Raw genomic sequence first — 20743 nt, forward strand, 5'->3', positions numbered from 1 at the left:
TTCCCGATGCGCTGCGCGCAGCCGCCATGTCACCCGCCCCCGCTTCGCCGACCGACCTCCGAGAGGGTCATTTTCTACCGCCCGGGGTGCGGCCGGGTTGCGATCGCCAAGATGCTCCGGTGCAGACCGGGAAGTCCGGCGGTTAACGCCGGCAGATCCGTCAGTGAGCCCAGGCCACCGGGCCGGGGTGGACAGGGAGCTCGACGCACATGTCATCGGACCGGTTGGATCCCACGGCCGCCTTCGCTGAGCTGGGCCGCATCAGCCTCGCCGAGAACGATCTCGATGGGGTGCTGTCCCGGGTCGCCGACCTGGCCCGGCGTACCGTGCCCGGCGCCGACGAGGTCTCCGTCACCATGGTCCGCGGATCGATCGCGGAGACCGCCGCGTACACCGGGCACCTGGCCCTGACCCTGGACCAGTGGCAGTACCAGCGGGGTACCGGGCCATGCCTGGAGGCCGCCGCGGCGAACGCGACCGTCTCGGTGCCGGACCTCGCCGGGGAGGCGCGCTGGCCGGACTGGGCGAAACATGCGGTGGCGACAGGCGCGCGCAGCTCACTGTCGGTCGGGCTGCCGATCGAGGAGCAGGTCGGCGGCGCGCTCAATTTCTACGGCGTCCGCGATGCGGCGTTCGACGACGACGCGGTGGTGCTGGCCGAGACCTTCGCCGGCTATGCGGCGGTCGCCCTGGCCAACGCCAACCTGTACGGCGTCACGGCCCGCCTGGCCCGGCAGCTGCAGACGGCGATGGCCGGCCGGGCCGTGATCGAGCAGGCCAAGGGCATCGTCATGGGCCGCCGCCGGTGCTCGGCCGACGAGGCGTTCCAGGTCCTCACCCGGATCTCCCAGGATGCCGACCGTAAGCTGCGCGACGTCGCCTCCGCACTGGTCACCAAGGCCGGGAGTGGCGACGATTGGTGATCCGCGACAATGGTTGCCGGACGGACGGCCGTGCGAGGAAAGAGCGGAGCTGACATGGCATTCGATTGCACCGTGGAGCGCCAGGGTGACACCGTCGTGGTCACCCCCGAGGGTGACGTCGACCTGGAGACCGCGACCTACCTGCGCGAGGTCCTGCGCCAGGTGGTCGCGGACAAGCACGACGGCCGCATCGAGGTCGACATGCACGCCGTGACGTTCCTGGACTCCTCCGGCCTCGGCATGCTGGTCGCCGCCCGCCGGGCCGCCGAGCTCAAGGGCATCACGCTGCGCCTGCGCGAGCCCGGGCCGATGGTCCGGATGGTGCTCGAGGTGGCGAACCTGGACGGTCTGCTCATCGGCGCCTGAGCGGGGAAAGTCGCGTGTAGCACGGCGAACGCCGGGTAACACCGACGTTCCCCGTTGCCCAGCGAGGAGATGTAGTGGTGACCCGATCGCAGCCCCCGGCGCCGGCCAGACCCCCGGGCCGCGGCACCCTGACCGACGCCCTGATCGACCTGGCGGGCACGGCCGACGACGACTCGACCGTCGGCGGCCGGCTGACCACGATCGCGCAGCTGGCGGCCGACATGGTGGACGCGGTGGCCTTCGCCTCGGTGACCTGCCAGGACGAGAGCGGTTACAGCACGGTGGCGGTGAGCAGCGAGCTCGCCATGGCCGTCGACGAGGCCCAGTACGCCGAAAAAGCGGGACCTTGCCTCGACGCCCTGGACAGCGGCTCCCCGACCAGCGTGCCGCGGATCGATGCGACGATGATCTGGCCCGCCTTCCGGGACGCCGCCTACAAGCTCGGTCTGCGCTCGTCGCTGTCCATCCCGCTGTTCGCCGGGCGCGGACTGCCGGTGGCAGCACTCAATCTCTACAGTCATGACCCGGCCGCCATGGCGCCGCTGAGCGCGGCGGTCCTGTCCGCCTACGACGACGCACCGGAGGGACGCCCGGCGGGCCCGGCCGAGGATCTCTGCCCGGGCGCGCAGGACCTGATCGCCGGGCTCGTCGGCGCGTTCGCCGTCCGAGCCACGATCCAGCAGGCGATCGGCATGATCATCTCCGATCGGCAGACCAACGCGGACCTGGCGTACGCGCTGCTGCGGTCGCGGGCCGCCGAGACGACGGGCTCCCTGATCGAGGCCGCCATGACAGTGGTCGCCGACGGCCGGTGAACGTGGCACTCTGGCCGCCGTGGACACCACGGCTGACCTGATCTTCACCGGCGGTCGCGTCTTCACCGCCGATCCCGGTCGAGGCTCCGCCGGAGCCCTGGCTGTGCGCGACGGCCGGATCCTCGCCGTCGGCGGTGCCGAGGTCACCGAGCTGGCCGGGCCACGCACCGAGGTCGTCGACCTGCGCGGGCGGATGCTGCTCCCCGGTTTCCAGGACGCCCACGTGCACGCCGTGATGGGCGGTGTGGAGCTCGGCCAGTGCGATCTGACCGGCACGACGGAGCTCACCGACTATCTCGCCCGGATCGACGCGTACGCGCGGGCCCACCCGGACGATCCCTGGATCGTCGGCGGCGGGTGGTCGATGGAGAGTTTCCCCGGCGGTGTGCCCGGCCGCGAGCTGCTGGACGCGGTGGTCGGCGACCGGCCGGTGTACCTGACCAACCGGGACCACCACGGGGCCTGGGTGAACAGCAGGGCGCTCGCCCTGGCCGGGATCACCGCCGGCACCCCGGACCCGGTCGACGGCCGGATCGACCGCGAGCCCGGCGGCGCCCCGAGCGGCGGTCTCCAGGAGGGCGCGATGGCGCTGGTCGCGGCGGTCGTGCCGGCGGTGACCCCGGCGCAACGGCTCGCCGGTCTGCTGCGGGCCCAGCGGCTGCTGCACGAGCTGGGGATCACCGCCTGGCAGGACGCGATGCTGTGCGCGACCAACGGCTATCCGGACATCTCCGACGCCTACCGCACCGCGGCCACCGACGGCTCGCTGATCTCCACCGTCGTCGGCGCGCTCTGGTGGGACCGCGAGCGGGACGCCGGCCAGCTCCCCGAGCTCGTGGCCAAGCGGGCCGAGCTCAGCGTCGGGCGGCTGCGCTGCGGCTCGGTGAAGTTCATGCTCGACGGGGTCGCCGAGAACTTCACCGCGGCGATGACGGCTCCCTACCGCGACGGGCACGGCTGCACGACCGCGAACAGCGGCCTGTCGTTCATCGATCCGGTCGCGTTGCGCGACTACGTCACCGCGGTGGACGCGCTGGACTTCCAGGCGCACTTCCACGCGCTCGGCGACCGGGCCGTCCGCGAGGCCCTGGACGGGATCGCCGCGGCCCGGGCGGCCAACGGCCCGCGGGACACCCGGCCGCACCTGGCCCACTTGCAGGTGGTGCACCCGCAGGACGTGCCGCGCTTCCGGACCCTCGGGGCCACCGCGACCATCCAGGCGCTGTGGGCCACCCATGAGCCGCAGATGGACGAGCTGACGCTGCCGTTCCTGGACCCGGAGCTGTCCGGGCGGCAGTACCCGTTCGGCGACCTGCACCGCGCCGGCGCGACCCTGGCCGCGGGCAGCGACTGGCCGGTGAGCAGCCCGGATCCGTTGCGCGGCATCCACGTGGCGGTCAACCGGGCACTGCCGGGCAGCGACGCCGAGGCGTTCCTGCCGGGGCAGCGGCTCGAGCTGGCGACGGCGCTGCGGGCGTACACGTCGGGGTCGGCCTTTGTGAATCACCGGGACGACACCGGCACGCTGCGGGCCGGCAATCAGGCTGACCTGGTGGTCCTCGATCGGGACCTGTTCGCGGGCCCGCCGGAGGCGATCGCGGAGGCCCGGGTGGCGCTGACCTACATCCGGGGCGAACGCGTGCACGCCGCCCCGGACGCCTGAGGGACGTCAGCGCTCGCTGGGCACCGGCTCGGCCTCGGCGCGCTCGGGGTCCTCCTGCTGGACCTCGACGGTGTCCTCCACCGGCTGGCGCTGCGCCGGGACGACGGCCTCGGCGCTGGAGCCGTGCCGGCCCGCCGACTCGTCCGGCACCGGCAGCTCGCCGATGACCTGGGGCTGGTCCACCCACAGGGCGCGCAGCTGGCCCTGCATGAAGGTCATGAGGCGGCCGCGGTACTCCCGGTCGAACTGCTCGAGCGCCTCGATCTGCTCCTGCAGGGCCTCCCGCTTGACGCCGAGGCTGCCGACCACGTCGTCGTACCGCTGCTTGGCCTGCAGGTTCAGCTGCTCGGCGTTGGCCTTGGCCTCGGCGGCGACGGCATCGGCCCGGGCCTGGGCGTCGAGCACGATCTGCTCGGCGTTGCGCCGGGCCTCCTCGGCGGCCGCGCGGGCGTCCTGACCGATCTGCTCGGCCCCCGCGCGGGCGTCGTAGAGCACCTTGTCGGCCTCGCGGCGCACGTTGTGCGCGTGGATCTGGGCGTCGCGGGCGATGTTCTCCGCCGCGGCCAGCGCCTCCGTACGGATCTTGTCGGCCTCCTGGTGGGCCTTGGCGACGTAGTCCTCGGCGGTGCGCTGGGCCATGGTCAGCACCTGGAGGGCCTGGCTCGGCAGGCCCGGTACGGGCGTGGGCGAGACCAGCGCGTGCTCGGAGGTCGCGCCGTCGGGCGACGTCCCGAGCATGACCTTGACGCGATCCTTCATCCGGTTGTCAGTCACTGGAGACCTCCGTACGTGCGGCTTCACCGCGGCGGCTTCGGTCGACGAGGCCCCTGCCGGGAGGCGGGAGCGGACACGGTCGACGCGGCTGTCGGCCCCGGCGTACCGGCTGGAACGCTGGCCATGATCGGCGGCATGTTACCAACTTGAACAGGCCGGACGCGAGAAGCCGTTCAGCGGGAGCCGTCGGCCGTTCGGACCGGTCCGGACCAGGAAACGCCTGCTCGCACGGGGTGTGGGCGACCACCGCCCGGACGGCCCGACCAGCACGCCCGAGCGATTTAGACGTTATTACGCTTTTGATCCCGTTAACGGCGTTTAGCATGGTCCTCACCTGCCGGCAAGCGTGAGGATGCCATGAGAAGTCGCCGCTCGTTGACCGTCTTTCTGACGGTCGGAACTGTCCTGCTGGCCACCGCGGCGACCGCTGACGCCTCCTCCGACCGGCCGGTCGCCGTCTGGGAGATGGACGAGCGTTCCGGCGCCCGCACCATGACCGACAGCAGCGGCCGCGGGCTGCACGGCCGGATCGGCAGCGAGGTACGGACCGACACCCGCGTCAACGGCGCCACCGGCTACCGCTTCGACCGGCTGGAACCCGACTCCCCGCCGGCCCACCCGGGCCATCTGGTGACGGTGCGCGACTCGGACGCCCTCGACCCCGGCACCCGCGACTTCGCCGTGACGGTCCGGCTCCGCACCACCCACAAGTTCGGCAACATCATCCAGAAGGGCCAGGCGACGGTCTCCGGCGGCAACTTCAAACTGCAGATCCCCAGCGGCATCGTCGAGTGCCTGTTCCGCGGCTCGTCCCGCTCGCTGACGGTGTCGTCCCCGCGCCGCCTCAACGACGGTCGCTGGCACACCGTGCGCTGCGCCCGTACGGGCGACGGGGTGACCCTGTTCGTCGACGGCGCGAAGGTGGCGCGCGCCGCGGGCTGGACCGGCCGGATCGCGAACTCGTGGCCGGTGAGCATCGGCGGAAAGACCGACTGCGACCAGATCGACGTGGGCTGCGACTACTACGCCGGCGATCTGGACTATGTAGAGATCGACGCGCGCTGATGCGCACGTGGGGCCGTACCGCTGTCGTGCTCTGTGTCCTGGCCGGGGTGGCCGCACCGGCATCCGCCGCACCCGGCCGGCCGGCCGACGGCTTCGAGAAGCCCGTCGTCACCCCCGGCACCTACGTCACCCGCACCGCGGGCGAGACGTTCGGCCGGTGGACGGTCACCCGGGGCAGCATCGACCAGATCGGCCGCGGCTACTGGCAGGCCGCCGACAGCCGGCAGTCGATCGACCTGAACGGACGGTCCGAGGGCACGGTCCGCACCACGGCCGCGACCCAGCCCTCGGTCCGCTACCGGGTCAGCTACTACCTGGCCGGCAACCCGGCCGGCGGCCCGGCGGTCAAGACCGGCCAGGTCCTGATCAACGGTACGGTGCGCCAGACGTTCTCCTTCGACACCACGGGCAGGTCGTTCACGAAGATGGGCTACGTCCGCCGGAGCTTCGTCTTCGTCGGCACCGGTGGCCCGGCCACGATCGACTTCGCCAGCACGTCGGGCCCGACGGCGTACGGCCCGGTCATCGACAAGACCTCGGTCGTCGGGTGCCTGACGGTGGCCTGCACCTGAGGCCGGCAACCGATCGAGGGATGTCCGGGCCGCCGGGCCGGGAGTAGAACGGAGGGCGGACCGGATCCACCGCCGACGGAGGTCCGAAGTCACCTCCGCGACGGTGCCGGCCGCGCCCGTGCACCGCGACCTCCTGCTCCGGGTCCGGGTCCGTAGGAGCTTCCGTGCGTCCGCAGCGAACTCCCCTGGCTCTGTCCGCCCTCGTCCTGCTCGTCGCCGGTCTCACCGTTCCCGCGGCGCCGGCGCAGGCCACCTTCCCCGGCGACAACGGCCGTATCGCCTTCCGCCGGTTCCTCAACGAGGACCGGACCTGGGGTGCGGTCTTCACCGTCCGGCCCGACGGTTCCGGGGAACGTCAGGTGACCCGGCCACCGCGGGGCTATGTCGACCGCAATCCCGATGTCTCCCCCGACGGCCGGTGGATCGCCTTCCAGCGCGAGGCCGTCGACTGCGGACCGGGCTGCACCACCTCGGAGATCTTCATCGTCCGGACCGACGGCACCCGTCCGACCCAGCTCACCCACAGCGCTCCCGGCCTGGGCTGCGGCAACGACGGCTTCTGCAACGGCTCACCCGCCTGGTCGCCCAGCGGCCGCCGGATCGCCTTCAACCGTGAGTCCGGCCCGGTGGTCGACGACTACGTGGAGAACGTCGGCATCTACGTCATGAACGCCGACGGCTCGCACCTGCACCAGCTGACCCAGCGGGCGCGTCCGTCCAACGGCGAGGACACCGATCCGCAGTGGTCCCCGGACGGCCGCACCATGGTCTTCGAGCGCACCAACGTTCGTGCCGCGCTACCGAGCGGCGGCCTCGCGCTCTGGACGATCGATCTCGCCTCCGGCCGGGAACACCGGATCACCCCGTACCCCCTGCGCGGCGGTGACTCCCCCGACTGGTCCCCCGACGGACGGCGCATCCTCTTCCACTCCAACGAGAACGGCGTGCCGGAGGTCTCCGCCAACCTCTACACGGTCCATCCCGACGGCAGTCACCTGCGTCAGCTCACCTTCGAGGTCGGCGGGACCGTCAACTACCTGGGTTCGTCGTACTCCCCGGACGGCCGGAAGATCACCGTCGGGCGGCGGCCGGAGACCGGCGGGACCAACGCCGATGTCCTGGTCATGGACGCTGACGCCACGCACGTCCGCAACATCACCCGCACCGAGCTCTACGACAGCTACCCGGACTGGGGTCCCGCCGTGCGCTGACCGCCCGCCGGGCCCGCTGATCAAGGCTTGTGCTCCGCGCGGCGACGCCATAGGTTTCGCCGCAACGGCGGAATTCTCCAGTCACCGGGGGCCTGCGTGGACACTGCTCCGGCGATCACCCTGACCGGCCTGCACAAGACCTTCGGCAGCACCGTCGCGGTCGACGGCCTCGATCTGACGATCGCCGACGGTGAGTTCTTCTCCATGCTGGGCCCGTCCGGGTCGGGCAAGACCACGGTGCTGCGGATGATCGCCGGTTTCGAGCGGCCCACCGCCGGGCGGGTCCTGCTCGGCGGCGTGGACGTCACCGGCGCCGCGCCGTTCCAGCGCGACGTCAGCACCGTGTTCCAGGACTACGCGCTCTTCCCGCACCTGTCGGTCCGCCAGAACGTCGAGTACGGGCTGGCGGTGCGCAAGGTCGGCCGGGCCGAACGCCGCGAACGGGCCGAGCAGGCGCTGACCGGCGTACGGATGACCGGCTTCGGCGACCGCAAGCCCGGCCAGCTCTCCGGGGGCCAGCGCCAGCGGGTCGCCCTGGCCCGCGCGCTGGTGGTGCGGCCCAAGGTGCTGCTGCTGGACGAGCCGCTGGGCGCGCTGGATCTGCAGTTGCGCCAGCAGATGCAGGTCGAGCTCAAGCAGTTGCAGCGCGAGGCCGGCATCACCTTCGTCTTCGTCACCCACGACCAGGAGGAGGCGCTGACCATGAGCGACCGGATCGCCGTGTTCGAGCACGGCCGGGTCGCCCAGGTCGGCACCGCCGCCGAGATCTACGAGCGGCCGCGCACCGGCTTCGTGGCCGGCTTCGTCGGCACCTCCACTGTGCTCACCGGTCCTGCCGCCGCCGAGCTCCTCGGGCAGGACGGCACGTTCGTGGTGCGCCCGGAACGGGTCCGGCTCTCGCGGACCGGGCCCGGGATGGCCGGCACCATCGCCGAGGTGGTCTATCTCGGCGCGACCACCCGCTACCTGGTCGACCTCGAGACCGGGCCGCGGATCACCGCGAGCGAGGCCAACACCGAGGCCGGCGCCGCGACGGCCGTCCAGCGCCGCGGCGAACGCGTCCACGTCAGCATCCGCGGCGGCGACGTCGTGGCCCTGGAGACCCCCTGACCCCACCCCCGCTGCGAAGGGTTCGGCCATGCGCATCACCAGATCACTGCTCGGCGGTACGGCCATCGGCCTCGTCACCCTGCTCGCCGCCGCCTGCGGCACGTCCTCCGGGGACAGCTCCCCGGCGCCCGGCGCGTCCGGCTTCACCCCACCCAAGATCGACCAGCTCCGGCAGCTCGGCGCCGGCGAGGGCGCCGTCTCCATCCTGGCCTGGCCCGGGTACGCCGAGAACGGCAGCAACGACCCGGCGGTGGACTGGGTGACCCCGTTCGAGAAGCAGACCGGCTGCAAGGCCACGGTCAAGACGTTCGGCACCTCCGACGAGGCCGTGACCCTGATGAGGACCGGCGGCTACGACGTGATCTCGGCCTCCGGTGACGCGTCGCTGCGGCTGATCGCGGCCGGGGACGTGGCCCCGGTGAACACCGCCCTGATCCCCAACTACGCCGACGTCACCGGCTTTCTCAAGGACAAGGCGTGGAACTCGGTCGGCGGCCGGATGTACGGCGTCCCGCACGGCTGGGGCGCCAACCTGCTGATGTACCGCACGGACAAGGTGAACCCGGCCCCCACCTCCTGGGCCTCGGTGTTCACCGACGCGGGCAGGTACGCCGGCAAGGTCACCGCGTACGACTCCCCGATCTACATCGCCGACGCCGCCCTGTTCCTGATGAACACCAAGCCGGAGCTGGGCATCAAGAACCCGTACGCGCTGGACGACAAGCAGCTCGCCGCGGCGGTCGACCTGCTCAAGGCACAGAAGGCCCACGTCAGCGAGTACTGGTCGGACTACCTCAAGGAGGTGCAGTCGTTCAAGAGCGGCAACTCGGTCATCGGCACGACCTGGCAGGTCATCGTCAACACGGCGGCCGCGGAGAAGGCTCCGGTCAAGGCGGTGCTGCCGGCCGAAGGTTCGACCGGCTGGTCCGACACGTGGATGGTGGCGGCCAAGAGCGCGCACCCGAACTGCGCGTACCAGTGGATGAACTGGATCGTCGGTCCGACGGCCAACGCCCAGGTCGCCGAGTACTTCGGCGAGGCGCCGGCCAACCAGAAGGCGTGCGCGCTGACCACCGACAAGAGCTTCTGCGAGACCTACCACGCCGGTGACGCCGCGTACGCGGAGAAGATCTGGTACTGGAGCACGCCGATCCCGCAGTGCCTGGACGGACGCACCGACGTCACCTGCACCGACTATGCGGCCTGGACCCGGGCCTGGACCGGGATCAAGGGCTGACCGGCCGGTGACGCTGCTGGACACCCGCCGGCGCCGGCTCTCGGCCCGGCTCACCCGCTCGCCGCGCACCCGACTGACCCTGCTGCTCGGTGCCCCGCTGCTCTGGCTCGGGCTGGCCTACCTCGGGGCCCTGGCCGCGTTGCTGGTCACCGCCCTGTGGTCGACCGACACGTTCACCGGGGCGATCGAGCGGGTGTGGACGCTGGACAACATCCGTACGGTGCTGACCGACTCCGTCTACCGTTCGGTCACGATCCGCACGATCGGGGTGGCGGCCCTGGTCACGGTCATCGACGCGGTGCTGGCCCTGCCGGTGGCGTTCTTCATGGCCAAGGTGGCCCGCCGGCGCTGGCAACCCCTGCTGGTCGCCGGCATCCTGCTTCCGCTGTGGGCGTCGTACCTGGTCAAGGCGTACGCCTGGCGCAGCATGTTCGGCGGGGGCGGGCTGATCGACTGGGCCGGGGCGCCGTTCGGGCTCGGCTCGCCCGGGTACGGCCTGGCCGCCACCGTGTGCACGCTGGCGTACCTGTGGTTCCCGTACATGGTCCTGCCGATCTTCGCCGGCCTGGAACGCCTGCCGGACTCGCTGCTGGAGGCCTCCGGGGATCTCGGCGCCCGGCCGGGCCGCACGGTCCGCACGGTGGTGCTGCCGCTGGTGTTCCCGGCCGTCGTGGCCGGGTCGATCTTCACCTTCTCGCTGTCGCTGGGCGACTACGTGGCGGTGGAGATCGTCGGTGGCACCAAGCAGTTCCTCGGCAATCTGGTCTACGACAACATCGGCGCGGCCAACAACCAGCCTCTGGCGGCGGCGGTCGGCCTGGTCCCGGTGGTGGTCATGATCGTCTACCTGTTCCTGTCCCGGCGCGCCGGAGCCCTGGAGAACCTCTGATGTACCTGACCCGGGGCATGCGCGTCGCGCTGCGCGTCATCACCGCCGTCGTGCTGGCCGTGGTCTACGTGCCGCTGATCGTCGTGGTGATCAACTCGTTCAACAGCGACCGGGCGTTCGGCTGGCCCCCGGCCGGTTTCACCCTGCAGTGGTGGTCGCGCGCCGCGCACAACGCCGGGGCGCTGGACGCGCTGCGCACCTCCGTGGTGGTGGGCCTGCTGTCGACCGCGGTGGCGCTGGTGCTCGGCACGCTGGCGGCGATGTCCCTGCAGCGGTACCGGTTCTTCGGCCGCGAGGCCGTGTCGCTGCTGGTGATCCTGCCGATCGCCCTGCCGGGCATCGTCACCGGGATCGCGCTGAACAACGCCTTCCGCACGATCCTGGGCGTGCCGCTGTCCCTGCTCACCCTGGTGGTGGCCCACGCGACATTCTGCGTCGTGGTGGTCTTCAACAACGTCATAGCCCGGCTGCGCCGGCTCGGCGGTGACCTGGAGGAGGCGTCGATGGATCTGGGCGCCGACAGCTTCACCACCTTTTGGCGCGTCACCTTCCCGCTGCTGCGCACGGCGCTGCTGGCGGGCGGGCTGCTGGCGTTCGCGCTCAGCTTCGACGAGATCATCGTGACCCGCTTCACCGCGAGCCAGAGCACGACGACACTGCCGATCTGGATCCTGGACAACCTGTTCCGGCCGAACCAGGCCCCGGTCGTCAACGTCGTGGCGACGGTCCTGGTGATCGCCTCGGTCATCCCGATCGCGATCGCCCAGCGGCTGTCCGGCGATCCCTCCGGCGGCCGGATCTGAGCTGCCGGAGGGTCGCTGCGCGGGTCAGGCGGTGAACCGGACCCGGCGCCGGCGCACGAGCAGCAGGCCGGCCGCACCGGCGAGCAGCAGCAGCGCGCCGCCCGCGCCGAGCAGGCCGGCGTCGGCCCCGGTCACCGGCAGGCCGCCGCCCTGGCCGCCGCTGAGCTGCACCGTGATCGCCGCCGTGTCGTTGCCGGCATCGCGGTCGATCGGGTACTCGGTGAAGATCTCCTCGTTGATGACGACGCGGCCGGCCGCCGCGGACGGGTTCGCCCGCACCTGGAAGGTGAAGTCGAACAAGGACGACGCCTTGGCCTTGGTCCTGCCGTCCTCGAGCGGGCACAGGTATTCCGGCGCCCCGGTGAGATCGGTGGTGAAGTCCCCGGGCTCCTCACCGTCCTCGAACGTCATCGGGAAGCAGCGCTCGTCGACGCCGACGGCCTCGAGCCCGGCCGGGACCACGATGCGGGTCGACGGGTCGGTGTTGTCGAAGGTCCAGTGGTAGAGCGTGCCCGGCCCGTTGTTGACGAAGCCGACGCGGGCCCGCACCTTGTCGCCCGGCTCGCCGGTGACGGTGGCACCGACGGCGGCCAGGTCCGTCCGGCGGCCGCCGACGACGAACTCGCTGACCAGGATGTTGTTCTTCGGGTCGGTGTCGACCTGGCTCGCCGCGGCCCGCGCCGCGCCCTTGACCGGCACGGCCCGCAACCCGGCGGCGGGGCCGGTGCCCTTCGGGCCGAGCGTCTCCTCGTCGAGGCCGGGCGCGGTGTCGATCAGTTCCTCGAAGTCGGCCGGGGTGTACCAGCCGCCGAGGGCGCCGGCCCGGGAACCGGCCGCGGCGTCGGCCGGGATCTTCAGCCGCATGGGCGTGGTCAGTTCGTAGGTCGTACCGGCGGCCAGTTCGTCGTCGAAGGTGCAGACGGTCAGGACGCCGTACCGGCAGTTGCCGAAGCCGGCGCCCGGCGACAGGCTCGGGTCCCAGCCGAGCATGACCAGCACGACGCTCTTGACCGGCGTGGTCCCGGCGTTGGAGACGCGCAGGCCGGCGTCGACGTTCGCGCCGGCCGCCACGGTGCGCGGGGCGCTGATGACGCCGGCCAGGTCGACGCCCTCGCCGATGGTCACCGTCGACGCGGTGGTGACCTCGGGCAGGTCGTCGAGCCGCGCGCTGAAGGCCAGCTTGCCGTGAGCGTCCTGGGCGGCGCCGGCCTTCGCCGTGACCTCCAGGGCCAGCAGGGGCACCAGGTTGGTGCCCGGGTCGAGCGGGAAATGCCCGGTGAGGGTGCAGCTGATGACCGTGCCGCTGCGGCCGCAGGACTGCTCGTCACTGAGCTGGAAGTCGTCGGCCGCCACCACGGTGGCGATGTCGGCGACGCCGGCGGTGTCCACGCGGACGGTCATCTTGTCGAAGGCGGCAGGTGCCTCACCCGGCCGCCGCGGCATGTCGATCCAGGCGAAGAGCGGGGTGGCCTTGGGCACGGACCCGGCCACCGCGAGGTCCGGGAAGTGCAGCCGCACGGCCGGGCCCGCGGCCAGCGCGGGCGTTCCGGGTACGGCCAGCGCCGCGACCGCCGTCAGGGCTGCCGCCGATCCGGTCAGCAGGCGGTGCAGGGCGCGGCGCATGGTGGTGGTTCCTCCCCGTGAACGACAAAGCCGCGTGAGCATAAGCGGGGAAGATCATCGGGCGAGCCCGCCGTTCGGTCAGCTTCGGCTCCCCCGTCGCCGGGTACGGCGGCGGGGCGTGGCGCTGGGTGGTCGCCACGCCCCGCTCTGAGGGCCGTCCTCCGTGCCGGGCAGCAGCGTCATACCGCGCGGCACCGCAGGGACAGCCAGGTCAGTGATCGACGGCCGTCACTCGTCATTGTTCGGTCCCGTTTCCGGGCACGTCAACAACTCGTTCCGGAAGTTTGCCGTGATGTTTCGGCCCTCGTCAGGCGCCGTTACCCAGCAGAGGCAGGCATTTGATCAGGCCACGGCCACCTACACGGTTCAGTAACGCCGCGCCGGACACCCCCGGACTCCGGAACTTGCGCACATGTTCCGAGACTTCATGCTCTGGCCGTGGGCCCACCCACAGGCCACGATGACCCGATGACGGTTCCCCGCCCGCCCGCACCCTGGTTGCTCCGGCCCGTGAAGCTGCCCGCCACCGTGCCGCCCGAGCTCACCGGCGCCTGGGCGCCCGCCGACACCCGGCTCGACGACGTCGAACTGCTGACCGTGCCCACCGGTCACGGTCCCGAGGACGTCGCGGTCGGTGCGGCGGGACAGATCTATTCCGGTACGGACGACGGGCATCTCTGGCGCTGGCCCGTGGACGCGCACGCCGGCACCACCCCGGACCTGCTCGCTACCACCGGCGGCCGGCCGCTGGGCATCGAGGTCGATCCCCGCGACGGCAGCCTCGTCGTCTGTGACGCGTACCGGGGACTGCTGCGGGTGACCGACGACGGCACCGTCACCGATCTGGCCCACCGGGCCGGTGGCCGGCGCATCCTGTTCTGCAACAACGCGGCCGTGGCGCGCGACGGCGTCGTCTACTTCACCGACAGCTCCAACCGCTTCCCGGTCTCGCACTGGCGCCGGGATCTGCTGGAGCACCGGCCCAACGGGCGGGTGCTGGCGTTCGATCCGGCGTCCGGCCGCGTCGACGTGGTGGCCGAGGGTTTCCACTTCCCCAACGGCGTGGCTCTCACCCCGCGGGAGGACGCGCTGCTGCTCTGCGAGACGGTCGCGCACCGCCTGGTCCGGGTGTCCTTGCCGGACGGCGCGGTACGGGTGCTCGGCGACCTGCCCGCGTACCCGGACAACATGGCGCCGGTCGGCGACGGCACCTACTGGATCGCCCTGGCCAGCCCGCGGGTCGCGCTCGCCGAGAAGCTCCTGCCGCACCCGCAGGTGCGCCGCATCGCTGCGATCCTGCCGACCCGGTGGCAGCCGCAGCCGGTGCCGTACTCGATGGCGGCCCTGGTCGACGGCGAGGGCACGGTGCTGCGCGTGCTGCACGGACCGGCGGGCCGGTACGTGATGGCGACCGGCGTCCGTCAGCACGGCGACACCCTCTGGCTGGGCAGCCTGACCGAGAAGGCCATCGCCCGAGTGTCGCTCTCATAGGGATAAGAGGGGGAATCAACCGTTTTGCCGTTATCCTGAGTTCCCGCGAAGACGACCGAGGGCGGCGAGATGACGCACGCACAACCGGACATCGTGGTTCCCGAGGAACTGCAGTGGGCGCTGGCCGAGGCCGGCAAGGAGGCCGTCGCGGTCGCCCCCGGCTGGTTCCGGGCCTGGCCGACCGGCGACGAGAAGTGGTCGGTGGTCAACATCCGGGGCGCCAGCCAGGTCATCGTCAACCACAGCCGGGAGGACGACCGCCACCCGAACGCCTGGACGGTGCGCGCGCTGTTCGGCGACAAGGCGGTCGAGCTGCGGGTCGGGCCGTACGACAACAAGGCGCAGGCGATCTGGGTCGCGCATGCCGTACTGAGCATCGCTTTCGGCGACACCCGGCCCTGAGCCGGGCGCCACGAACGCGCGATGGGGGTACCGTCGGCTGATCCAGCGCGGCCCGGGAGGTGACGACGTGCCCGACAACGACGAGTCCCGGGCCTTCGCCCGCATCGTTTCCCAGTTGCGGAGCGAGGATCCCCGCTTCGCCGCCGGCGAGACCGATTCCGGCAAGCGCCGCGGTCGCACGCTCCTGCTGATCGGCATCGTCCTGTGCGCCGCCGCCGTCCTGCTGATCGCCTTCGGGGGTCCGAAGGGGGCGGTCATCGCCATCGCGCCGTGGCTGGCCGGCCTGATCGCCGTGATCCGGAGCCGGAGCGGAAAATGAGGAGATTGTGATTTCGCTGCGTTATCACTCACCTACCCAACGTCATATTCCGCACATTACCTGAATTCCCGAGGCCTAGACTCCGAGTACTACGCACGTGCGCACTTGTCTCCGGGCACCCGCGGACAACAATCGACTCATGACGTACGGCAAGAAGGATCTCCCCTTCCCCTATTGTCAGGACTTTTCCGGCATCGTGACGCGAGTCAAAGGTGTCCGGGAGTCGACCCGCGCCGCCCTGGTGAACTCACCCAAGGTCGCCTCCTACCTCAAGGCGGGGGCGAACCTGGTCGAGAAGAACCTCGGCGCCAAGGACTCGGCGTTCCCGACCGACGAGGGTGGCCGGAAGCCGTACTGGTCGGGCCTGCGCTTCCTCACCGAGCGCGCGCTGTCCCGCGAGATGGAGAGCCTCGAGCCGCCGTTCCTGCGCCAGAAGGGTGACGGCCCCTACCGGGCCACCTGGGCCAGCCACGACGACTACCTCAACGACCTGCTGACGTTCCTGTTCCACGCGATGAACTACGACCCGCAGTACGGCGCCGACCTGGAGACCCGCGGCGACTGGCTGATCAGCACCGAGCCGGACTTCGCCAACGCCCTGGACCGGGCCTCCTACCACGAGCTGCTGGCCATCTGCCGGATGCCGCTGTTCCGCCTGCAGCTCATCATGGTGGCCACGGCGGACCGCAACGACGGCATCCACGACGCGATCGCCAACCAGTACGCCGGCGCCCTCGGACCGTGGACCAAGATCTACGAGGCGACCATCGCCGCCCGCGGCTACCAGCTGCGCAAGGGCATCACGATCGACCAGTTCGCCAACATCCTGGCCGCGATCACCGAGGGCTTCGCCGTGCACCACCTCGGCGACCCGAACGCCGGCATCGTCGGCGACGACCACACCCGGGACAACCTCATCGGCATGGCGGTGCTGGCCATCATGAACAGCTATCTCGAACCCGCGGGTGAGTCGAGCGGCCTCACGCTGCGCGAAGAGTTCGAGCGGTACGCACCCGCACCGCGTTCCGCCGAGCACCCCTCCGACGACAGCGGGGACTGACATGACCAGCACCGTCGAGCCGAGCATCGCGCGAGCCGCGCGGGAACCGTCGTGGTGGGACCGGCAGGGCGACCTGATCATGCGCCGGCCGTTCAACGAGTGGACGTTCACCCACATGAACTGGCTCATGCCGACCGAGTACGTGCCCCGTGGCGGCCCGCACCGGCCGCTGCCGCTGAGCCCGTGCCCGCTCGACCTGACCTACCGTTTCGACGACCGGGACCACACCCTGACCGAGCTGCACCGGCGCACCTACACCACGGCCTTCGTGGTGCTGCACCGCGGCGAGATCGTGCACGAGACGTACCCGGGCGCCTTCGCCGGCCCCCGCAGCCGGATGCAGCTGTTCTCCATCTCCAAGTCGGTGACCTCGATGCTGATCGGCATCGCGCTGGCCGACGGCGCGATCGGCAGCGTCAAGGACCGGATAACCGACTACCGGCCCGACTTCCGCGGCACCGCCTACGAGGAGTCCACCCTGGCCGACCTGCTCGACATGACCAGCGGGGTCGGCGACGCAGAGGTGTGGGACGTGCCGGACAGCGGCATCAAGCGTTTCGAGCAGGCCGTCATGGGCGGCGGCGACGTGGCCGAGGTCATCCGGGCCGCACCGCGCCGCACCGCGCCGGGCGAGACGTTCAACTACTCCACCTTCGACGCCCAGATCCTCGGCTGGGTGCTGGAGGCCGCCACCGGCCACAGCCTCGCCTCCTACGCCTCCGAGCGCTTGTGGAGCCACATCGGCGCCGACCGCGACGCCTACTACTGGCTCACCCGGGCCCGCCCCCGCACCGCCATCGGCGGCGGCTCGTTCAACGCCACGGCCCGCGACGTCGCCCGGCTCGGCCTGCTCATGGCCAACGACGGCGTGGTGGCCGGCCGGCAGGTCGTCCCCCGCGACTGGGTGCGGCGCAGCCGCGGCAGCGACCTGCCCCAGCTGGCGGTGGGCGCGCTCGGCCCGAGCGGCTACGACCACTACGGGTACGCCAACCAGTGGTGGACCCTGGGCGAGAGCTCCTTCAACGCCTTCACCGGCCTCGGCGTGCACGGCCAGTACCTCTTCGTCGACCCCACCGCCGACGTCGTGATCGTCAAGTGCAGCGCCTGGCCCACCCAGGACGACGAACACCGCGACCGCGAGACCATCACCGCTCTGCGCCGGGTCGCCGACCACTTCGCCTGACCCGCTCTCCGCTCTCCTTTCCACCATTTCCGCAATTCGGTCCGGGCCCCCGCATGCCCGGATTCACCGTCCTCGAAAGGGATCCGTAGATGAACTCTGCCCGTTTCCATGCCTGGGTCGCCGCTTTCCAGGTGGCTCTGCTGAGCACCGCCATCCTGTTCTTCGCGGGCTCACCGGCCAAGGCAGCAGTGGCACCCGGCACGGTCCTGCTCAACGTTCCCGCGACCCTGCCGGCCGAGCTCTCCGGACTGGCGACCGGGAAACGCATCGCGTACGTCTCCACGTCGATCACCGGGAGCGCGATCACCGCCACCGGGCTGATCATCACCCCGAAGACCAACAAGAAGAACAAGACGGTGGTGTGGGGACACGGCACCACCGGACTGGCCGACAAGTGCGCGCCCTCGGCCAATCAGGCGGTCTTCTGGCCCGAGGCGCGGGCGGCGATCGCCGCGTTGCTGGCCAAGGGCTGGACCGTGGCCGCCCCCGACTATCCGGGACTGGGCACGCCCTCGGCCCACCCGTACCTGGTCGGCCTGAGCGAGGCCCGCTCCATGATCGACAGCGTCAAGGCCGCCCGTAACCTCGACAACAAGCTCACCACGGCGTACGCGGTCGACGGGCACTCCCAGGGCGGGCAGGGCGCGCTCTTCACCGGTCAGCTGGCCCCGAGCTACGACGGCGCGCTGGTCCTCAAGGGGGTGGCGGCCATCGCCCCGGTCTCCAACGCCGACATCTTCGCCCCGCTGGTCCCCGGCACGCCCGGCCAGGGCTACCTGGTGATGGCCCTGTACGGCCTCAGCGCGGTCGACCCCACCTTCAACCCGAACTCGGTGCTGGCAGCCCCGGCCCAGCAGCGGGCCGGCGTCCTGCAGACCGACTGCCTCTACCCGATCCTGGACGCCTACGACGAGCTGACGCCGGAGCAGCTTTTGGTCGGCGGCACGCTGCCGGACCCGGTCATCGCCAAGCTGTCGGCCCACGTCAACCCGGCGCAGACCGCCCCCACCGCACCCGTGCTGCTCGTGCAGGGCACCGACGACGAGGCGGTCCCCTACTTCCTCACCGCCGACGTGCTGGTCGAGCAGCTGCGGGCCTACCACACGGTGACCGTGGACTTCGTCCCGGTCAGCGGGGCCAACCATGACGGCGCGGTCTTCGCGACGACCACCCAGGTCGCCGACTGGATCGCGACGAAGCTCGCCTGAGACGGCGAGCCGGCAAGAGGTGACGGCGTCCCACGCGCCCGCCCCCCGCGTGGGGTGCCGTCACTCCATCCCCGACACAGTGAGGCACGGTCCATGAACTACTCCGTCAGGCCGCCCGCCCGGTCGTTCGCGACCCGGGCCGGCGCGCTCAAGATGCGTCGCTACCTGCACGGCCGGGCGCTGAGCAGCCCACCGGCCTCGCCGCGCGCGGCGGAACTGTGGGTGCACGGCATGTCCGTGACCCAGCTCAAGGCGCTGGCCTGGGGCTGCACCCCGTACCGGGCCCGGGCGGTCTTCGAGCTCGCGCTGCGGGCCCGCAGCGAGGACGCCGCCGTGACCGCGCTCGGCGAGCTGAGCCGGCTGCCCCCGTTGCAGGAGAGCCGCCTGTTCCACCTGGTGACGCTCTCCTGGGCGGCCATCACAGCGCTGCTCGCCGCCGAGACCACACGATCGCGGCGGCTCGCGTACGCGCGCTTCGCCGACCTCGACCCGGGCGACCAGCAGGCCCTGCTGCTGTACCTGAACGCACCGACCATCGAGGAGGCGCACCCGAGGCTGTGACCACGTCAGGCCGGCGCACCGTCCCGCCCCGGGGCACGGTGCAGCAGGCGCACCAGGGCCGTCGCGAGGTCACCGGGGCGCGGGCGCCGGCCGAGCAGCCGGGTGAACGGGCTGTGCCGCAGCACGGTCCCCGGGTGACTGCCGTGCACCTGCCCCGGGCCTTCGATCGCGGCGTCGAGGTTGTCCACGCCGTTGTCCGGGCGGTCGGTGCGCTGCGACGAGACCCCGAAGCGGCGGATCGACAGGATCGCATCGGTCAGCGCGGGCGACAACCGCTGGCCCAGCATCAGCGCCGCCGCGGCGCCACCGACCGGGATCTCGCGCCGGGGATGCCGCGCGGCGTAGACGATGCTGTCGGCCACGACCTCGGGCGCGTACACCGGCGGGGGCGGCTTGACCATGACGCCCAGCTTGCTGCGGGCGTGCTCGAAGAACGGCGTGTCCACCGACGCCGGCAGGATCGTGGTCACCGTGATCGGCTCGCCGTCCTGCGCCAGTTCCGAGCGCAGGCAGTCGTAGAGCGCGCGGACGGCGAACTTGCTGGCCGCGTACGGGGCCTGCAACGGCACGGCCCGCACGCCCTCGGCCGACGAGACGCCGATGATGGTGCCGCTGCCGGCCCGCCGCAACGCCGGCAGCGCGGCGTGCACCCCGTGCACGTGCCCCAGGAAGTTCACCCGCAGCACCCGGTCGAACTCGGCGTCGGTGATGTCCTCGACCCGGCCCCACACCCCGACCGCGGCCACGTTGACCCAGGTGTCGATCCGGCCGTACTGCCGCTCGGCCAGCTCGGCCAGCGCCCGGACCGCCGCCGGATCGGCGACGTCGGTGGGCACGGCGACGGCGCTGCCGCCCGCCTGCCGGATCTGGCCGACCACAGTGTCCAGGGCCTGCGCGCCGCGGGCGGCGCAGACGACCTTGGCGCCGCGGGCCGCGAAGGCCAGCGCGCCGGCCCGGCCGATGCCGCTGGACGCGCCGACGATCACGACGACCTGCTCGGACAGGGACTTGGACATCGCACTACCTCCCGGAGAGTGATCCCTGCGACCTACCCGGTGCGGCCCCCGCTACGCCCGCGGGGCTGTGTCAGCCCTCACCGCCGCGTGGGGATTGGCCGATGCCGGGGCACAGTTGAACCACGGAATGGGAAAGGAGGTGAAGGAGATGCAGGAGTCCGCTGACGACGTCACCCGCGCCGAGGCGCTGTTCGCCTCGGATCTGCAGGCAGCGGACGTCAAGGACACCGCGATCGTCGACCGGACGGTCACGGATCTGCTGCGGCAGGACGGGCCGCGTGGTTGTTCGGCCCGGATGGCGTACGAGTTCGGCGAACACCCCGACCTGGCGGCCGAGCGGATGCGCTGGGCGCGCCGGGTGGTCCGGCAGTCGGTCGGCAGTTCCGGAAACCGCGCATAGTCGCTGTACCCGGGGGAAACCGCGGTCATCCGCTTCGTCGAAAGGATGGCAC

22 protein-coding genes are annotated in these 20743 nt (G+C 71.5%); 19 read left to right on the forward strand and 3 right to left on the reverse strand.

Annotated elements, in window-relative coordinates; all coding sequences use genetic code 11:
- Window positions 1–209 precede the first annotated feature (209 nt).
- The 4 genes from ACWEOZ_RS09310 to ACWEOZ_RS09325 all read left to right on the forward strand — a co-directional run bounded on the left by ACWEOZ_RS09310 (window position 210) and on the right by ACWEOZ_RS09325 (window position 3767).
- Window positions 210–923 (forward strand): GAF and ANTAR domain-containing protein, encoded by a 714-nt coding sequence (locus tag ACWEOZ_RS09310; protein WP_451910226.1) that lies wholly within the window; start codon window positions 210–212, stop codon window positions 921–923.
- Between the two features lie 54 nt (window positions 924–977).
- Entirely contained in the window at window positions 978–1289 is a 312-nt protein-coding gene (locus tag ACWEOZ_RS09315; protein ID WP_451910227.1) for an STAS domain-containing protein, read from the forward strand.
- Between the two features lie 77 nt (window positions 1290–1366).
- Complete coding sequence (locus ACWEOZ_RS09320) at window positions 1367–2104, forward strand: GAF and ANTAR domain-containing protein (RefSeq protein ID WP_451910228.1); 738 nt, start codon at window positions 1367–1369, stop codon at window positions 2102–2104.
- 19 nt (window positions 2105–2123) lie between these two features.
- Complete coding sequence (locus ACWEOZ_RS09325; RefSeq protein WP_451910229.1) at window positions 2124–3767, forward strand: amidohydrolase; 1644 nt, start codon at window positions 2124–2126, stop codon at window positions 3765–3767.
- Window positions 3768–3773: 6 nt separating this feature from the next.
- On the opposite strand, the gene ACWEOZ_RS09330 is transcribed toward ACWEOZ_RS09325, so the two are convergent.
- On the reverse strand, window positions 3774–4541 hold the full coding sequence (locus ACWEOZ_RS09330; RefSeq protein WP_451910230.1) for a hypothetical protein: 768 nt from the start codon (window positions 4539–4541) through the stop codon (window positions 3774–3776).
- Window positions 4542–4916: 375 nt separating this feature from the next.
- Here ACWEOZ_RS09330 and ACWEOZ_RS09335 point away from each other — a divergent pair, with 375 nt between their 5' ends.
- The 7 genes from ACWEOZ_RS09335 to ACWEOZ_RS09365 all read left to right on the forward strand — a co-directional run bounded on the left by ACWEOZ_RS09335 (window position 4917) and on the right by ACWEOZ_RS09365 (window position 11428).
- Window positions 4917–5606, forward strand: coding sequence for a laminin G domain-containing protein (locus tag ACWEOZ_RS09335; protein ID WP_451910231.1), 690 nt, complete (start codon window positions 4917–4919; stop codon window positions 5604–5606).
- On the forward strand, window positions 5606–6178 hold the full coding sequence (locus tag ACWEOZ_RS09340) for a choice-of-anchor C family protein (RefSeq protein WP_451910232.1): 573 nt from the start codon (window positions 5606–5608) through the stop codon (window positions 6176–6178). The genes ACWEOZ_RS09335 and ACWEOZ_RS09340 overlap by 1 nt, the downstream gene beginning before the upstream one ends.
- Before the next feature lie 164 nt (window positions 6179–6342).
- Window positions 6343–7389, forward strand: a complete 1047-nt coding sequence (locus ACWEOZ_RS09345) for a TolB family protein (RefSeq protein WP_451910233.1) — start codon at window positions 6343–6345, stop codon at window positions 7387–7389.
- A gap of 96 nt (window positions 7390–7485) precedes the next feature.
- On the forward strand, window positions 7486–8499 hold the full coding sequence (locus ACWEOZ_RS09350) for an ABC transporter ATP-binding protein (protein ID WP_451910234.1): 1014 nt from the start codon (window positions 7486–7488) through the stop codon (window positions 8497–8499).
- 28 nt (window positions 8500–8527) lie between these two features.
- Complete coding sequence (locus tag ACWEOZ_RS09355) at window positions 8528–9736, forward strand: ABC transporter substrate-binding protein (RefSeq protein WP_451910235.1); 1209 nt, start codon at window positions 8528–8530, stop codon at window positions 9734–9736.
- Between the two features lie 7 nt (window positions 9737–9743).
- Window positions 9744–10625 carry an ABC transporter permease gene (locus ACWEOZ_RS09360; protein ID WP_451910236.1) on the forward strand — a complete coding sequence of 294 codons (882 nt, stop codon included), beginning with the start codon at window positions 9744–9746 and terminating at the stop codon, window positions 10623–10625.
- Entirely contained in the window at window positions 10625–11428 is an 804-nt protein-coding gene (locus tag ACWEOZ_RS09365) for an ABC transporter permease (RefSeq protein WP_451910237.1), read from the forward strand. Before ACWEOZ_RS09360 ends, ACWEOZ_RS09365 begins: the two co-directional genes overlap by 1 nt.
- A 24-nt stretch (window positions 11429–11452) precedes the next feature.
- Here ACWEOZ_RS09365 and ACWEOZ_RS09370 read toward each other — a convergent pair whose 3' ends face one another.
- Window positions 11453–13051: an LPXTG cell wall anchor domain-containing protein gene (locus ACWEOZ_RS09370; protein ID WP_451910238.1), complete on the reverse strand. Its 1599-nt coding sequence runs from the start codon at window positions 13049–13051 to the stop codon at window positions 11453–11455.
- 468 nt (window positions 13052–13519) lie between these two features.
- Here ACWEOZ_RS09370 and ACWEOZ_RS09375 point away from each other — a divergent pair, with 468 nt between their 5' ends.
- The 7 genes from ACWEOZ_RS09375 to ACWEOZ_RS09405 all read left to right on the forward strand — a co-directional run bounded on the left by ACWEOZ_RS09375 (window position 13520) and on the right by ACWEOZ_RS09405 (window position 19275).
- Window positions 13520–14542, forward strand: coding sequence for an SMP-30/gluconolactonase/LRE family protein (locus ACWEOZ_RS09375; protein ID WP_451910239.1), 1023 nt, complete (start codon window positions 13520–13522; stop codon window positions 14540–14542).
- Between the two features lie 69 nt (window positions 14543–14611).
- Entirely contained in the window at window positions 14612–14944 is a 333-nt protein-coding gene (locus tag ACWEOZ_RS09380) for a hypothetical protein (protein ID WP_451910240.1), read from the forward strand.
- Window positions 14945–15011: 67 nt separating this feature from the next.
- Window positions 15012–15263 (forward strand): DUF3040 domain-containing protein, encoded by a 252-nt coding sequence (locus ACWEOZ_RS09385; protein ID WP_451910241.1) that lies wholly within the window; start codon window positions 15012–15014, stop codon window positions 15261–15263.
- 139 nt (window positions 15264–15402) lie between these two features.
- Window positions 15403–16323, forward strand: a complete 921-nt coding sequence (locus ACWEOZ_RS09390; protein ID WP_451910242.1) for a hypothetical protein — start codon at window positions 15403–15405, stop codon at window positions 16321–16323.
- Window position 16324: 1 nt separating this feature from the next.
- Window positions 16325–17506, forward strand: a complete 1182-nt coding sequence (locus ACWEOZ_RS09395) for a serine hydrolase domain-containing protein (protein ID WP_451910243.1) — start codon at window positions 16325–16327, stop codon at window positions 17504–17506.
- An 89-nt stretch (window positions 17507–17595) separates the two neighbouring features.
- Window positions 17596–18714, forward strand: a complete 1119-nt coding sequence (locus ACWEOZ_RS09400; protein WP_451910244.1) for an alpha/beta fold hydrolase — start codon at window positions 17596–17598, stop codon at window positions 18712–18714.
- A gap of 93 nt (window positions 18715–18807) precedes the next feature.
- On the forward strand, window positions 18808–19275 hold the full coding sequence (locus ACWEOZ_RS09405) for a hypothetical protein (RefSeq protein WP_451910245.1): 468 nt from the start codon (window positions 18808–18810) through the stop codon (window positions 19273–19275).
- A gap of 5 nt (window positions 19276–19280) precedes the next feature.
- Here the strand turns inward: ACWEOZ_RS09405 and ACWEOZ_RS09410 are convergent, their stop codons facing one another.
- Window positions 19281–20291 (reverse strand): SDR family oxidoreductase, encoded by a 1011-nt coding sequence (locus ACWEOZ_RS09410; RefSeq protein ID WP_451910246.1) that lies wholly within the window; start codon window positions 20289–20291, stop codon window positions 19281–19283.
- Between the two features lie 148 nt (window positions 20292–20439).
- On the opposite strand from ACWEOZ_RS09410, the gene ACWEOZ_RS09415 reads away from it, so the two are divergent.
- A complete protein-coding gene (locus tag ACWEOZ_RS09415) occupies window positions 20440–20691 on the forward strand; it encodes a hypothetical protein (protein ID WP_451910247.1) in 252 nt (83 codons plus the stop codon).
- Window positions 20692–20743: the final 52 nt, after the last annotated feature.

This window comes from Actinoplanes sp. NPDC004185, assembly GCF_053603475.1.

Bases quoted from the DNA above. Each gene is read 5' to 3' on its own strand.
- ACWEOZ_RS09340 (WP_451910232.1), top strand. From the start codon at position 5,606: ATGCGCACGTGGGGCCGTACCGCTGTCGTGCTCTGTGTCCTGGCCGGG.
- ACWEOZ_RS09355 (WP_451910235.1), top strand. From the start codon at position 8,528: ATGCGCATCACCAGATCACTGCTCGGCGGTACGGCCATCGGCCTCGTC.
- ACWEOZ_RS09310 (WP_451910226.1), top strand. From the start codon at position 210: ATGTCATCGGACCGGTTGGATCCCACGGCCGCCTTCGCTGAGCTGGGC.
- ACWEOZ_RS09370 (WP_451910238.1), bottom strand. From the start codon at position 13,051: ATGCGCCGCGCCCTGCACCGCCTGCTGACCGGATCGGCGGCAGCCCTG.
- ACWEOZ_RS09405 (WP_451910245.1), top strand. From the start codon at position 18,808: ATGAACTACTCCGTCAGGCCGCCCGCCCGGTCGTTCGCGACCCGGGCC.
- ACWEOZ_RS09380 (WP_451910240.1), top strand. From the start codon at position 14,612: ATGACGCACGCACAACCGGACATCGTGGTTCCCGAGGAACTGCAGTGG.
- ACWEOZ_RS09400 (WP_451910244.1), top strand. From the start codon at position 17,596: ATGAACTCTGCCCGTTTCCATGCCTGGGTCGCCGCTTTCCAGGTGGCT.
- ACWEOZ_RS09365 (WP_451910237.1), top strand. From the start codon at position 10,625: ATGTACCTGACCCGGGGCATGCGCGTCGCGCTGCGCGTCATCACCGCC.
- ACWEOZ_RS09315 (WP_451910227.1), top strand. From the start codon at position 978: ATGGCATTCGATTGCACCGTGGAGCGCCAGGGTGACACCGTCGTGGTC.
- ACWEOZ_RS09390 (WP_451910242.1), top strand. From the start codon at position 15,403: ATGACGTACGGCAAGAAGGATCTCCCCTTCCCCTATTGTCAGGACTTT.
- ACWEOZ_RS09395 (WP_451910243.1), top strand. From the start codon at position 16,325: ATGACCAGCACCGTCGAGCCGAGCATCGCGCGAGCCGCGCGGGAACCG.
- ACWEOZ_RS09375 (WP_451910239.1), top strand. From the start codon at position 13,520: ATGACGGTTCCCCGCCCGCCCGCACCCTGGTTGCTCCGGCCCGTGAAG.
- ACWEOZ_RS09415 (WP_451910247.1), top strand. From the start codon at position 20,440: ATGCAGGAGTCCGCTGACGACGTCACCCGCGCCGAGGCGCTGTTCGCC.
- ACWEOZ_RS09410 (WP_451910246.1), bottom strand. From the start codon at position 20,291: ATGTCCAAGTCCCTGTCCGAGCAGGTCGTCGTGATCGTCGGCGCGTCC.